The organism is Sphingobium sp. TomTYG65, from assembly GCF_055395525.1.
In genome coordinates, this window is the sequence record NZ_AP027330.1 from 2,317,457 (window position 1) to 2,331,245 (window position 13,789).

The following is a 13,789-nucleotide window of genomic DNA, read 5'->3' on the forward strand; positions in this document are numbered from 1 at the left end:
GCTAAAGGTGGGGCTTGGGCCTTACGCGCTTGCTTCTGCGGGGGCAACCTGCGCGTCGGCCCAATGTTTGAGCAGATGATAGGCAACGGCCATGGGCGGCGGGCAGTTGAAGCGCGCGCCGGGCTGAGACGCCAGAGCCGCGCGGACATCATCGGCGTCGCACCAGATCGCCTCCGCAATCTCCGTCTCATCAAGCGTCAGCTTGTCGTCGTCGGCCTGGGCGGTGCAGGCGATCATCAGCGAGGAGGGGAAAGGCCAGGGCTGGCTGATCACATAGCGGATGGAGTGGACGGTCAGCCCCGCCTCCTCCTTGATCTCGCGCGCGACCGCTTCCTCGATCGTCTCGCCTGGCTCTATGAAACCGGCGAGGGCGGAATAGAAGCCTTCGGGCCAGCTATGCTGGCGGCCGAGCAGCACGCGCCCCTGATGTTCGGCGAGCATGATGACGACCGGATCGACACGGGGGAAATGTTCGGCATCGCAGGAACCGCAGCGCCGCGCCCAGCCGGCCTTTTCAGGCCGTGTCGCCGAGCCGCAGACCGAGCAGAAGGGATGACGGCCGTGCCAATGGACGAGGCTGCGCGCTGCGCCGTACAGCGCAACCTCGTCAGCCGGAACTTCGGTGACGATGGTGCGGCTGCGCGCGCTTGGCGTAAAGTTGGTGTCCGACGCTCCAGCCAGCCGGGCGAAGATCGGGCGCTGTGCTTCGTCGAGGCCGAGTAGGAGATAATCTTCGATGCGTGCTTGCGGGCTGATCGGTTCCATCAGCAGATGGCCGTCCTGCGTCACCGGATCGAGACCATCGAGGACGACGCAGCGGGCACCGGGCGAAGCAAGCGCCTCAGCCACCAGTTCGGGCTTCATGCGGATATGGTCGGCCCGGTCGAGGCGGCCGCCTGCAAAGCCAAGCTGTTCAGTGGGCATCGGACTTTCTCTCCTTCATCGCTGCTTCTGCCGCCCGGCGGAACAGGGTGGGAAGGCCCGCCTCGCCGATCCGGGCGAGCGGCCACCATTCACCCTCTCCCGGCGGCATGCTGTCCCTTTCCACATGCGCGACATGGACGGTCAAGGCCAGTGAGAAATGGGTGAAGACATGGGCGACCGGCTCAGCGAGCGGCGTCCAGCGCGCGGCGAGCGGCGGGGTGGCCTCAGGCGCGGCGCTCCAATCGGAGGACGGTAGGGCGCGCATGCCGCCGAGCAGGCCCTTCGCCGGCCGGCGCACGAGCCAGACATGATCATCGGGCCGCTCAATCCACCAACCATGGCCGATGCGGTGAGGCTTTGCCTTCTTCGCGGCCTTCACCGGAAAGGCGGCAGGGTCGGCCGTGAGGAAGGCGGCGCAATGCTCACGCAGCGGGCAAATGCCGCAGGCCGGATTGCGGGAGGTGCAGATGGTTGCGCCCAGGTCCATCATCGCTTGCGCGAAGTCGCCCGCGCGGGCGTCCGGTGTGATGCCGTTGGCAGCGGCGCGGATGGCGGGACGAGCAGCGGGTAGCGGCGTGTCGATGGCGAAGAGCCGGGCGACGACCCGCTCGACATTGGCGTCGACCACGACCGCGCGGCGGCCGAAGGCGATGGCGGCGACGGCGGCGGCGGTATAGGCGCCGACGCCGGGCAGGCTGCGCAGCCCCTCCTCGGTATGGGGGAAAACGCCGCCATGCCCGGTCGCCACGGCGCGGGCGCAGGCGAGAAGATTGCGGGCGCGGGCATAGTAGCCAAGCCCCGCCCAAGCGGCCATGACGTCAGCGTCGTCGGCAGCGGCAAGCGCTTCGACAGTGGGCCAGCGCGTGGTGAACTTCGCGAAATAGGGGCCGACGGCAGCGACGGTCGTCTGCTGCAGCATGACTTCGGACAGCCAGACGCGATAAGGATCGGCGGCGTTGGCCCCTGGCGGCGCACGCCAGGGCAGGCGGCGGGCGTGGACATCATAATGGGCCAGCAGATCTGCTGCGATTTTCATGAGGTTCCGCTCGACGTCCATGGCTGCGCTATGCCATTAAGCAGGCGATGACGGAACGCCCCGCGATACCCAAATTGAAAAGTCGTGCTGCCGAGGCGGCGGAGCGACCGCGCGTGGGCGGCGCGCGGCAGATCGCCGACCTGATGCCGCAGATCGGCGCGGCGGCCTTTCGCAAGTTCGGCTTTGTGCAATCGAGCATCGTCACCCGCTGGGCAGAGATTGTGGGGGCGCATTATGCGGAGATTTCCGCGCCCGAATCGATCCGCTTTCCGGTGGGCAAGAAGGCAGGCGGCACGCTGCAACTGACGGTGATGAGCGGCCATGCGCCGATGATCCAGCATGTGCTGCCCGACATCATCGAGCGGGTGAACCGCTTTTTCGGCTATGCGGCGGTGGCCAAGGTGGCGATGAAGCAGGGCGAGGTGCGCGGAAGCGCGCCCGAGCGCAGGCCGCCGCCGCGCAACCTGAAGCCGGTGCCGGTGGAATTGGGCGATTCGTTGCGGGATATCGGCGACCCGGAGTTGCGCCAGGTGCTGGAGTCGCTGGCACAGGGGCTGGTGAATTCCAGCGGGTTGCCGAAGATTGGGTGAGGGCCGAACCGCCCTGTCCCACTACCGTCATCCTGAACTCCTTTCAGGATGACGAGTTCGAGAGCTGCGGGTAAGTCTCACCAAGATTCAAACGGCCGTACAGGGGCGGCGCTTCATTGGGTTATCGCATGACGAAAATTCGATTGGCTATCCTTGCTCTCATCGCCCTGCCGGGCGCCTTGATCGCCGCGCCTGCGGCCAACCGGACCGCGCGAGTGGCGCTGTCGCCGATTGGCGGGCATGTGCTGGGCAATCCGGCCGCACCGACCAAGCTGGTCGAATATGTGAGCTATACCTGTTCCCACTGCGCCCATTTCGTGGGCGAGGCGAGTGCGCCGCTGAAGGCCGATTATGTGAGGGGCGGCAAGGTGAGCGTCGAGGTGCGCAATGCGGTGCGCGACAAATATGACCTGACCGCCGCCCTCTTGGCGCGTTGCGGCGGACCCAAGCGCTTCTTCGGCAATCATGAGGCGCTGTTCGCCAATCAGGACGCGTGGATGGAGCAGTTGCAGGCCTATGACCGGGGCGCGGCCAAGCCGTCGGAGCAGATCGCCGCGCTGCGCGATATCGGGCGCGATACCGGGCTTTACGCACTGATGGGCAAGCGCGGCTTCACGCCCGCGCAGCTGGACGCCTGCATCGCCAATCCGGCGGCGATGAAGCAGATATTGGCGATGACCGACGAAGCCTGGAACAAGGTGAAGATCGGCGGCACGCCCGGTTTCACCATCAATGGCGCGCTGGCGGGCGGATCAAGCTGGGCGACGTTGCGCGACGCATTGCCCAAGGCCGCGCGCTGAACTAAACCCTTGATCCTGACGCCCGACCAACGGAGCCTTGCCGACGTGAAAGCCTTTTCCGGACTTGCCCTGATCGCCCTGTCGCTGACCCTTTCCGCCTGCGGGAAGAAGGACGCGGAAAATCTCGTCGCGGGTGAACCCGTCGCCGCCGTGGCCGCACCTGCGGGAACCACCTGGTCCACCACGGTGACCCAGACCCCGGAGGGCAACTTCGTCATGGGCAATCCGCAGGCGAAGGTGAAGCTGGTCGAATATGCGTCCTACACCTGCAGCCATTGCCGCGATTTCGCGGCCGAGGCTTCGGAGGAAATCCGCAAGATCGTCGATAGCGGCAAGATGAGCTATGAGCTGCGCAACTTCGTGCGCGACCCGATCGACATTGCCACCTCGCTGCTCGCCCGCTGCGGCGGCAAGGATGTTTTCTACCCGATCAGCGACCAGTTTTTCGCCAACCAGAATGCGATGTTTGAAAAGGCGCAGGCGCTGGGCGATGCCAAATATCAGCAGCTGATGAGCGCGCCGCCGGCGCAGCGTTTCGGCAATCTGGCGCAGGCCGTCGGGCTGGTCGATTTCGCCAAGCAGCGTGGCATCGCCGAGGATCAGGCCAAGCAGTGCCTGGCCGACACGGCAGCCGCCGAAAAATTGGCCAAGGGTGTCGAGACGGCGAGCAACCAGTATAAGATCGACGGCACGCCGACCTTCATCCTGAACGATGTGAAGGTCGATAACGTCGCGAACTGGGCATCGTTGCAGCCCAAGCTCAAGGAAGCGGGTATCTGATTGGCCAAGGGGGGGCTGACATTTTCGGTACAGCTTCCCGCTGAAGGCGGGGCGGCAGAGCGCTGCCCCGGCTATTCCCCATGCAGATAAAGCGGCTCAAGCTTTCCGGCTTCAAAAGCTTCGTCGATCAGACGGAGCTGCGGATCGAGCCCGGACTGACCGGCATTGTCGGGCCCAATGGGTGCGGCAAGTCCAACCTGCTGGAAGCGATCCGGTGGGTGATGGGCGAATCCAGCGCCAAGTCGATGCGCGGCGGCGGCATGGACGACGTGATCTTTGCCGGCACATCGACCCGGCCGCAGCGCGACTTTGCCGAAGTGTCTCTGCTGACGGTGCAGGAACAGGGCGAGCTGTTCAACGCGGTCGAGGTCGGCGCGGACGGCGAGTTGGAAGTGACGCGCCGGATAGAGCGTGGGGCGGGCAGCGCCTATCGCGCCAATGGCCGCGACGTGCGGGCGAAGGACGTCGCGCTGATCTTCGCCGACGCCGCCACCGGGCCGCACAGCCCGGCGCTGGTGAGCCAGGGGCGGATCGCCGCCGTCATCGCCGCGCGGCCGCAGGAACGGCGCGCCATGCTGGAAGAAGCGGCGGGCATTTCGGGCCTGCATGTGCGCCGCAAGGATGCCGAGCAGAAGCTGCGCGCGGCCGAGGCCAATCTGGTGCGGCTGGACGAGATACTGAACGACATGGAGGCGCGGGCGAGCAGCCTGCGGCGGCAGGCCAAGGCGGCCGAACGCTATATCAAGCTGTCCGAACAGATCCGGGTGGCCGAGGGGCGCGTGATCTTCGCCCGCTGGCGCGAGGCGGCCGCGAGCGCGGACGCGGCGCGCAAGGAAGCGGCGGAGGCGGAGAGCGCCGTCAGCGCCGCGCAGGACGCACAGGCCGCAGCGGCGGTGCACGCCAATGCGGCGGTCGATGCGCTGGCGGCACGCCGAGTGGCGGCGCAGGCGGCGCGGGACGAGGCGAATGAGGCGGGGCACCGGCTCGCCGCGCTGCGGACAGAGCGCGATGGCGTGGTGCGGCGGCTGCATGATCTGGCGCAGCAGGCCGAGCGGCTGGAAGAGGACCGGGCCCGCGAAGGAACTTTGGCCAACGATGCGGCCGAGGCGATTGCGCGGCTGAGTGACGAGATGGCGGCGCTTAAAGGACGGATCGCCGAGACCGAAGCGATGCGGCCCGACTTTGCCGGGCGGATCGCGCGGGCCGAGGATGCGGCGCGCGATGCCGAACTGGAACTGGCCAAGGCGATGGCTCGGCAGGCGGGCGAGCAGGCGGAACTGCGCGTGGCGGAAGCGGCGCTGGTGGCGGCACGGACGCGGCTGGAGCGGGCAGAGCGGGAGGTGGCGCGGCTGCAGGGCGAAGCTGGGGCTTTGCCGGATGCCGGCCCACTGGAGGCGAAGCGGACCGAGGCCCTGGCGGCGCAGGAGCAGGCTGGAGCCGACCGGGATTCGGCGGAGGCGGCCATTCGTGACGCAGAAGCGGCGCGGCAGGCGGCGGCTGAGGAGCGGGCAGCGGCCGAAGCGGCGCTGGCGTCGGCGCGGGCCGGGCTGGCGGCGCTGGACAGCGAGGCGGCGGCGCTCAAGCGGGCGGTTGAAGGTGGAACCGGGCATGAGCGGGCGCTGGACCGGCTGAAGGCTGCGCCGGGTTTCGAGCGGGCGCTGGCGGCAGCGCTTGGCGATGATCTGGAAGCGCCGGTCGGGGCGCAGGGCACGCGGCGCTGGGCTGGGGCGGCTGCGCTCGAGGGCGATCCGGGCTTGCCCCCGGGATGCGCGGCGCTCGCAGACCATGTGACCGCGCCAGCGGAACTGGCGCGGCGGCTGGCGCAGGTTGCGGTGGTCGAGGCCGATGAGGGACAGGCGCTCGCCGTGGGGCAGCGGCTGGTGACGAAGGATGGGCAGCTGCGGCGCTGGGACGGCTATGTCGCGGCGGAAGGCGGCGCCGCGGCGGCGGAGCGGCTGATCCGGCTCAACCGGCTGGAGGCGATTGCGGCGGCACGGCCGGCGGCGGAGGCTGAGGTCGAGGCGGCGCGGGCGGCGCAGGATGGCGCTGCGGGGCGCGAGCGGGCTGCGGCGGAAGCGCTTGCCGGAGCGCGGACGGCGCTTGGCGGGGCGGATCAGCGGTTGCGGGCTGCGTTACGCGCGGCCGATGAGGCGGCGACGGCGCTGGAGCGGCTGTTCGGGCGGCGCGAGGCCATTGATGAAAGGCTGGCGGAGGCCGGTGCGGATCTGGCTGCGGCGCGTGGCGAGCATGACAAGGCACAGGCAGGCCGGGCTGCGGTGCCGGATGGGGCAGAGACGCGGGCGCTGGTGGCTTCGCTGAGCCAGGCAAGCGAAAAGGCGCGAGCGGCGGTCAGCCAGTTGCAGGCGGATCAGGCGCTGGCAGACCGGGCGTTGGCAAGCGACCGCGAGCGGATGGCGGCGGCTGACGCCGAGGCGAAGGGCTGGCGCGCGCGCGCTGGCGAGGCGGCGAAGCGGATCGCGGCGATGGTGGAGCGCGGCGAGGCGATTGCGGCGGAGCGGGCCGAACTGGCGGAGCAGCCGGATAGGCTGGCGGCGGCGATTGCGAAACTGTCCGAGCAGGGCGCTGTGCTGGCCGAAGCAGCCGAGGCGGCGCGGCGGGCGGAAAGTGAGGCTGAGGCCGCGCTACGTGTTGCGGAAGGCCGAGCGAGCGAAGCGGGTGAGGCTTTAGCGCAAGCGCGCGAGCGGCGGGCGACGGCAGCGGCGCGGGCTGAGGCGGCCGACGAGAAGCGGATCGAGACCAACAAGCTGTCGGGCGAGCGGTTCGAGTGCCCACCGCCGGTGCTGCCGGAGAAGCTGGGTTTTGCGAGCGCAGAGATCCGGATCGCACAGAGCGAGCAGGCCGAGCATGACCGGCTGACCGCCGAGCGCGAGCGGATCGGGCCGGTCAATCTGGTGGCGGCGCAGGAGCTGGAAGAACTGGAGGCGACGCAGGCCACCAGCCGGGCGGAGAGCGAGGAACTGACGCAGGCGATCAACCGGCTGCGCGGATCGATCGGCAGCCTCAATCGCGAAGGGCGGCAGCGGCTATTGGCGGCGTTCGAGGCGGTGGACGGCCATTTCCGGAGATTGTTCACGACGCTGTTCAACGGCGGGCAGGCACATCTGGAACTGATCGACAGCGACGATCCGCTGGAGGCAGGACTGGAGATCATGGCGCAGCCCCCGGGCAAGAAGCTCGCCGCGCTGACGCTGCTGTCCGGGGGCGAGCAGGCGCTAACGGCGGTGGCGCTGATCTTCGGGCTGTTCCTGACCAATCCCGCGCCGATCTGCGTCCTGGACGAGGTGGACGCACCGCTGGACGACGCCAATGTCGAGCGATTCTGCGACCTGCTGGACGTGATGGTGGGGCAGACCGACACGCGCTACCTGATCGTCAGCCATAACGCGGTGACGATGGCGCGGATGCACCGCCTGTTCGGCGTGACGATGGTGGAGCGGGGGGTCAGCCGGTTGGTTTCGGTGAATCTGGGCGGAGCGGAGGCTTTGCTGGCGGCGGAGTGAAATAGCTTCCGTTCGCTTCGAGCGTGTTGCGAACCGCTTCTCGACTTCGCTCGAAGTGAACGGGGTAAGAAGTGAGGGTTAGCGGCCCGCCTTCATTCGGCGGAACAGGCCCTTGCCTGTCATCGGTTCCAGCATTTCCCCGGGCCCTTCCGGGTCCAGCACCTCATTGTCGGCGAGCCATGCCTGCACGTCGTTGAGGTTGGGCGTCACATAAGGGCGCAGGGTGCGGCCCGGTTTGTCCCGCAGTTCCTCTATGCCGCCGATGAGGCCGCGTTCGGCGATGACGGCCGCAACCCGTTCGAGCGGCAGGTCGAGATGTTCGGCGATGAGGTCGTCGCGGATTTTCCGGATTTCGTCTTCATGGCCAGCATTGGCGGGAAGAGCGGTGTCGATGGTCACATCGCATTCGGTGTCGAGCCGCATCGAGCGGTTGTTCATGTTGGAGGAGCCCACACGGATCGCGCGGTCATCGACGATCATGATCTTGGCATGGACGTAGATGGGTTCGCCACGAACGGTGAAGGGGTGATAGACGCGCAGCTTGCCATAGGTGTCGCGTTCGCGGAGCGCTTCGACCAGGCGGGCGCGGGCGATGTCCATCGCCTGCTGTTCGAGCCACCCATCGGCCTGCTGCGGGTTGACGATCACAATCTCCGGACCATCGGGATCGCCCAGGCGCGCAGCGATGGCTTCCGCGATGCGGCGCGAGGCGAAATATTGGCTTTCGGCGTAGATGCTGCGCTTCGCCGAAGCGATCTGGTTGATGTAGAGCCGCTCGATCTCGATGAGCGGCTGCTGATCGTCCATCTCGGGCGCAGAGCGGGAGATGGCGACATCGACCTGCTCGAACTGCACCGGCAGCGCGTCGGGCCAGCAATCATGTTCGCCGAGGACCGGCTCCAGATCATCGCCGCCAGCCCCCTTCCAGCGGGCGCGGGCATGATGGCCGAGCGCCATCGCAACATCGCCCTGCAGGGCAGTAGTCGCGTCATGCCAGGGGCCATAGGGTGAGCCGTCCGGATGGCGCCGGGCGGGATCGCTGTCGCGATGATGGCGCGTGTCCCAGCGATCGGCGGTCATGTCGATGCCGCCGCAGAAGGCGAAGCAATCATCGATCACCACGATCTTCTGATGGTGGGAGGCAGCAGGCGGATGATGGCTGTCCAGCTTCACATGAATGCGCTTGTGCGCCATCCATTTGACGGTGGTGAAGAGGTTGGAGGGCTGAACCATCGACTTCAATGCGCCCATGTCCCAGCGGAGCAGGAAGATTTCGAGGTCGGGCTTCTGTTCGACCAGCCAGCTGATGAAGTCGCCGATGATGACAGGCGCGCCGTCCTTCGCCTCATCCTCGCGGATAAGGCTGATGGCGGCGTCAAAGTCCCACCCGATCAGCATGATGCGCCGCTTGGCCTTCAGCATCGCCGCGCGCGCATGGCGGAAATAGCAGTCGGCATCGATGATGACGCTGGCCCTGGCGGCGCGGGCGATGCGCCAGCAATCCTCGCCCTCTTGCGGCCCGCTCATGCGCTGCCCACCACGAGACAGCCGAGGAACATCAGCATCCCCGCGAAACGGTTGGAGCGGAACTTCGTGAGCGGATCGATGCCATCCTCCTTGAGCGTTGCGACCTGCCAGAGAAGATGGGCGGCCATGGGCACGAGCGCGGCGAGCGCCAGCAGTTGCGGCCGGACTTGCCAGATCGCGGCGGCCCAAAGGGACAAAGCGATCAGATAACAGAGCGTCACGCCAACGCGGACATGGCGGCCCATCGACAAGGCGCTCGACCCGATGCCGATCAACGCATCATCCTCCCGGTCCTGCAACGCATAGATGGTATCATAACCCACGACCCAGAAGATGGTGCCGCCATAAAGGAGCAGACCCGCCAGGGTTAGCGCGCCCATGATCTCGCTCCACCCAACCAGCGCCGCCCAGGAGAAGACGAGGCCGAGCCAGAGCTGCGGCCAGCCGGTGATCCGCTTCATGAAGGGATAGGCGGCGACCAGCGCGAGGCTGCCTAGCGAGACGATCTGCGCATAGAGGCGCAGCTGGAGCAGGACGACCAGACCGATGAGGCAGAGCAGGAGGAGCCAGACCCACGCGGTCTTTACCGACATGGCTCCACTGGCGAGCGGACGGGCAGCGGTGCGGGCGACTTTGCGGTCCAGGTCGCGATCGACAATGTCGTTGAAGACGCAACCCGCGCCGCGCATGGCGATGCTGCCGAGGAGGAGCCAGAGGATGAGCGGCCAGCGCTCCCCCGCCCCATCGGCCAGGACCACCGCCCAAGCACCGGGCCAGAAGAGCAGCCACCAGCCGATCGGACGGTCGAAGCGGGCGAGCAGCGCAAGCGCGCGCGGCGTTTCCGGCAGGCGGGCGAGCAGGCCGCGGGCCTGGGTGTCGGGGACTATGGTATCGCTCAAGATAAAAATCTCCGTTCGCCCTGAGCTTGTCGAAGAGCTTCCTTGCTCTTTAGAGAAGAAAGGGGCTTCGACAGGCTCAGCCCGAACGGATGGATGGATTTTTCGATGACCGCAACCCCTGCCTGGCCGCCGCAAAGTGCGCCGCGCCTGCATGTCGAGACGCAGCTGGGCGAAGGCGTGGCCGTGCCGGTGGACAGCAATCCTGCCCATTATCTGATCAGCGTGATGCGGGTGAAACCCGACGACATCGTGCTGCTGTTCGACGGGCGTTCCGGCGAATGGGCGGCCCGGGTGCGGGATATCCGCAAGCGCGACCTGGTGCTGGAATGTGTGAGCCAGACCAAGGCGCTGGAGGATGTGCCGGATTTCTGGCTGTGCTGCGCCCCGATCAAGAAAGGGCGCATCGACCTGATCGCGGAAAAGGCGTGCGAGCTGGGGGTGGCGAAATTGCAGCCGGTGCTGACGCGGCGCGCGGTGGTGGACAAGCTCAATCTCGACCGGCTGCATGCTCATATGGTCGAGGCGGCGGAGCAATGCGGGCGCACCGCGCTGCCGGAACTTGCCGAGATGGTGAAGCTGCACGCACTGCTGCGGGGCTGGCCGGAGGAACGATGGCTGTTCTTTGCGGATGAGACGGGCGGAGAGCCGCTGGTCGAGACGCTGCGCGCGCATCCAGGGCCTGCGGCGTTCCTGATCGGACCCGAGGGCGGCTTTGATCCGGCGGAACGGGACGCGATCCGCGCCGTGGCAAAGGCGGTGCCGGTGTCGCTTGGCCCCCGCATCTTGCGGGCTGAGACAGCGGCGATCGCGGCGACATCCGCCTGGATGACGTTGAACGGGGATTGGCGCTGACAGCGATCGCAGGACGCAGGAGATCGCCGTTTTCGCTGGGACGACGGGGTAACGCGCCTCCAGTTGCAATCCGAAATGGGATTGCAGCAACCCAAAGCGCAACTTATCTGTGCGGCGCGCGCTTTGATTGACGCGCCGGGGGGACAAGTTAAGGCGGGGCATGAGCACCAGAACCGACTCAGGGGGAATTGATCCCGTTATCGAGAGCCGCGAACAGTTGATCGCGGCTTTCTCCAAGGGTGAAAAGCCCAAGGAGCGCTGGCGCATCGGCACCGAGCATGAGAAGTTCGTCTATGCGAAGGCGGATCATCATGCGCCCTCTTATGACGAGCAGGGTGGCATTCACACGCTGCTGATCGGCCTGACCCGCTATGGCTGGAACCCGGTGTTCGAGGGCGAGAATATCATCGCCCTGTCCGGGAAGGATGGAACCGTCAGCCTGGAACCCGCAGGACAGCTGGAACTGTCAGGCGCGCCGCTCGAAAATCTCCATCAGACCTGCATGGAAACCGAACGGCATCTGGAGCAGGTGAAATATGTCGGCGACATGCTGGGCCTAGGTTTTCTGGGTCTGGGCATGTGGCCGGACAAGCGGCGTGACGAATTACCGATCATGCCCAAGGGCCGCTACGACATCATGCTGCGCCATATGCCGCGCGTGGGATCGATGGGGCTGGACATGATGCTGCGCACCTGCACCATTCAGACCAACCTCGACTATGGCAGCGAGGCGGACATGGTGCAGAAGTTCCGCGTGTCGCTCGCGCTACAGCCGCTGGCCACGGCGCTGTTCGCCAATTCGCCCTTCACCGAAGGCCAACCCAATGGCATGCTGTCCTATCGCAGCCATATCTGGTCGGATACAGACCCGCATCGCACGGGCATGCTGCCTTTCGTGTTCGAAGAGGGATTCGGCTATGAGCGTTATGCGGACTATGCGCTCGATGTGCCCATGTATTTCGTGTATCGGAACGGCCGCTATATCGACGCTGCGGGCTTGAGCTTCCGGGACTTTCTGGACGGCAAGCTTTCCGTCCTGCCCGGCGAGAAGCCGACCGAGAAGGATTGGGAGGACCATCTGTCCACCGCCTTCCCGGAAGTGCGGCTGAAGAGCTTCCTGGAGATGCGCGGGGCCGATGGCGGCCGGGCTGACCGGATCACTGCCCTGCCCGCCTTCTGGGTCGGGCTGCTCTATGACCAAGGGGCGCTGGATGCAGCGTGGGACCTGGTGAAGGACTGGAGCATGGAGGAGCGGCAGGCGCTGCGGGATGCTGCGCCCAAACTGGCGCTGGATGCGCCGGTGCCGGGCGGGCGGAAGCTGCGCGACATCGCGGAGGAAGTGCTCGACATCAGCCGCAGCGGCCTGAAGGCGCGAGCGCGGCTGAATGGCGTGGGCGACGATGAGAGCGGCTATCTTGCGCCGCTGGATGAGATCGTTGCGGCGGGGCGCACCCATGCAGAGCTTCTGCTGGAACGCTATCATGGCGAATGGCAGGGCGACTTGAGCCGGGTGTACGCCGAGGAAAGCTATTAAACCCTATTCTGCGGGCTGTAGCTCGGCAGGCTTTCGCCCGCTGATCCAGGCGAAGAAGCGGGGCACCGGGCCGTTGCGGTCCATCCATTCGCTGTAGGCGCGATAAGCCGGATCGGTGGACAGGTGCGCCTCCTCCGTTTTCGCGCGCCAAAAATAGACGGCGTTTGTCGCGGCCAGCATCGCGCAGTTGCGCACCATGTCGGCAAGGCTGCCCGAGACCGTGAGGAAAGGCAGCGCAGAGAACCACCAGAAGAGATTCTTCGACAGATAAGCCGGGTGCCGGGTCCAGCGATAGGGGCCGTGTGTGAGGATGCCGCGATGGGTGAGGTTGGAAAAGCGGATGCCGAACACCACCGTCGCCCAGGCATAAAGGGCAGTCAGCAGCACCAGCAAGCCGCCCAGCAGCCATTGCAGCGCCGTGTGGCCTTGCGTCCAGACGTCCCATTCCGCGCCGCCCGCATGATAATCGAGCGGGCCGCCTCCCCCCATCAGGACGAAGGGCGGGTAGCAGATTAGCGCGGCAAGCCAGCCGGCCAATGCCGGATTGGCTGAGCGGATGTGCGAATCCAGCGGCTTGCATGTCAGCAGATAGCCGACGGTCGCCATGCAGACGTCGATCATGAACATGACGGCGATCAGAAAGGCGGCGAGGTTCACCGGGTTGGCGAGCGCATGCTCCAGACGCCAATCCACGACGCTGGCGAAATTGCCCGGCACGATCGAGAGCATGAAGGCGAGGAAGAAGCCTTTCACAGCCCAGGCGCGGGCGTGATTGGCGACCTGGCTCATGTCAGGCCGTCCTGCCGCACCGCCGATCACCCATTGACCAAAGGCGTAGGTCGCGTCCTTCGGCTCGATCAGCCTTCGGTCGAGCCAGGCGACATAGGGAAAGGAAAAGGCCAGCAGCCAGGGCGCTGCGTCCATGAACAGGTCCATGGAATAGCGGTAATTGCCGCTCCAATACCAGCGGGCGAGGCAGTAGAAAATGGCGATCGCGAGCCAGGTCGCCCAAAGACCGGCGATCTTCACCAGGCTGATGTCGAGAATGGCGCGCCAGGGTCGCGGCGGGGCCTGCCAATCGACGCCGGTGGAGGGGTTGCGGTGCACCTTGTCGACCAGCAGCGACCACAGCACCATCGGCAGGCCGCAGGCGATCACCGCCGCGAAACCGGCATTGGGGCCGTTCATGCCGTAATGACGCGCGACGAGCGCCCACAGCCCAAGCCCCGCCAGACCGGCGATGCCGACGCCATGGCTGACGGCGGAGCGGGGACAGGGATCGGCCGGGATGGACATGTCGCGCTTATGCCGCGAAATGGTAAGCAA

General features: G+C 66.6%; 11 protein-coding genes. 6 read left to right on the top strand and 5 right to left on the bottom strand.

Annotation, left to right across the window (positions count from 1 at the left end):
• Positions 1-21: 21 nt before the first annotated feature.
• Positions 22-924 (bottom strand): NAD(+) diphosphatase, encoded by a 903-nt coding sequence (gene nudC, locus ACZ5Y5_RS11450; RefSeq protein ID WP_464808749.1) that lies wholly within the window; start codon positions 922-924, stop codon positions 22-24.
• The gene (locus ACZ5Y5_RS11455) at positions 914-1,981 is read right to left on the bottom strand and encodes an A/G-specific adenine glycosylase (protein ID WP_464808750.1); all 1,068 of its coding nucleotides are present in this window, start codon (positions 1,979-1,981) and stop codon (positions 914-916) included. The genes nudC and ACZ5Y5_RS11455 overlap by 11 nt, the downstream gene beginning before the upstream one ends.
• A gap of 26 nt (positions 1,982-2,007) precedes the next feature.
• Here ACZ5Y5_RS11455 and ACZ5Y5_RS11460 point away from each other — a divergent pair, with 26 nt between their 5' ends.
• From ACZ5Y5_RS11460 to smc, 4 genes are all read left to right on the top strand, one after another.
• Complete coding sequence (locus ACZ5Y5_RS11460; protein ID WP_464808751.1) at positions 2,008-2,550, top strand: DUF721 domain-containing protein; 543 nt, start codon at positions 2,008-2,010, stop codon at positions 2,548-2,550.
• Between the two features lie 128 nt (positions 2,551-2,678).
• A complete protein-coding gene (locus ACZ5Y5_RS11465; RefSeq protein ID WP_464808752.1) occupies positions 2,679-3,350 on the top strand; it encodes a thioredoxin domain-containing protein in 672 nt (223 codons plus the stop codon).
• Between the two features lie 45 nt (positions 3,351-3,395).
• Positions 3,396-4,130 carry a thioredoxin domain-containing protein gene (locus ACZ5Y5_RS11470; protein WP_464810534.1) on the top strand — a complete coding sequence of 245 codons (735 nt, stop codon included), beginning with the start codon at positions 3,396-3,398 and terminating at the stop codon, positions 4,128-4,130.
• A gap of 80 nt (positions 4,131-4,210) precedes the next feature.
• Complete coding sequence (gene smc, locus ACZ5Y5_RS11475) at positions 4,211-7,651, top strand: chromosome segregation protein SMC (RefSeq protein ID WP_464808753.1); 3,441 nt, start codon at positions 4,211-4,213, stop codon at positions 7,649-7,651.
• 78 nt (positions 7,652-7,729) lie between these two features.
• On the opposite strand, the gene ACZ5Y5_RS11480 is transcribed toward smc, so the two are convergent.
• Both ACZ5Y5_RS11480 and ubiA read right to left on the bottom strand, forming a co-directional pair.
• Positions 7,730-9,178, bottom strand: a complete 1,449-nt coding sequence (locus tag ACZ5Y5_RS11480; protein WP_464808754.1) for a phospholipase D-like domain-containing protein — start codon at positions 9,176-9,178, stop codon at positions 7,730-7,732.
• Positions 9,175-10,077 (bottom strand): 4-hydroxybenzoate octaprenyltransferase, encoded by a 903-nt coding sequence (gene ubiA / locus ACZ5Y5_RS11485; RefSeq protein ID WP_464808755.1) that lies wholly within the window; start codon positions 10,075-10,077, stop codon positions 9,175-9,177. Before ubiA ends, ACZ5Y5_RS11480 begins: the two co-directional genes overlap by 4 nt.
• A gap of 105 nt (positions 10,078-10,182) precedes the next feature.
• Between ubiA and ACZ5Y5_RS11490 the strand changes: the two genes are divergently transcribed.
• Positions 10,183-10,929 carry a 16S rRNA (uracil(1498)-N(3))-methyltransferase gene (locus ACZ5Y5_RS11490; protein WP_464808756.1) on the top strand — a complete coding sequence of 249 codons (747 nt, stop codon included), beginning with the start codon at positions 10,183-10,185 and terminating at the stop codon, positions 10,927-10,929.
• Positions 10,930-11,089: 160 nt separating this feature from the next.
• On the top strand, positions 11,090-12,463 hold the full coding sequence (locus tag ACZ5Y5_RS11495; RefSeq protein WP_464808757.1) for a glutamate--cysteine ligase: 1,374 nt from the start codon (positions 11,090-11,092) through the stop codon (positions 12,461-12,463).
• A 3-nt stretch (positions 12,464-12,466) separates the two neighbouring features.
• On the opposite strand, the gene ACZ5Y5_RS11500 is transcribed toward ACZ5Y5_RS11495, so the two are convergent.
• Positions 12,467-13,759 carry a methyltransferase family protein gene (locus tag ACZ5Y5_RS11500; protein WP_464810535.1) on the bottom strand — a complete coding sequence of 431 codons (1,293 nt, stop codon included), beginning with the start codon at positions 13,757-13,759 and terminating at the stop codon, positions 12,467-12,469.
• Positions 13,760-13,789 lie beyond the last annotated feature (30 nt).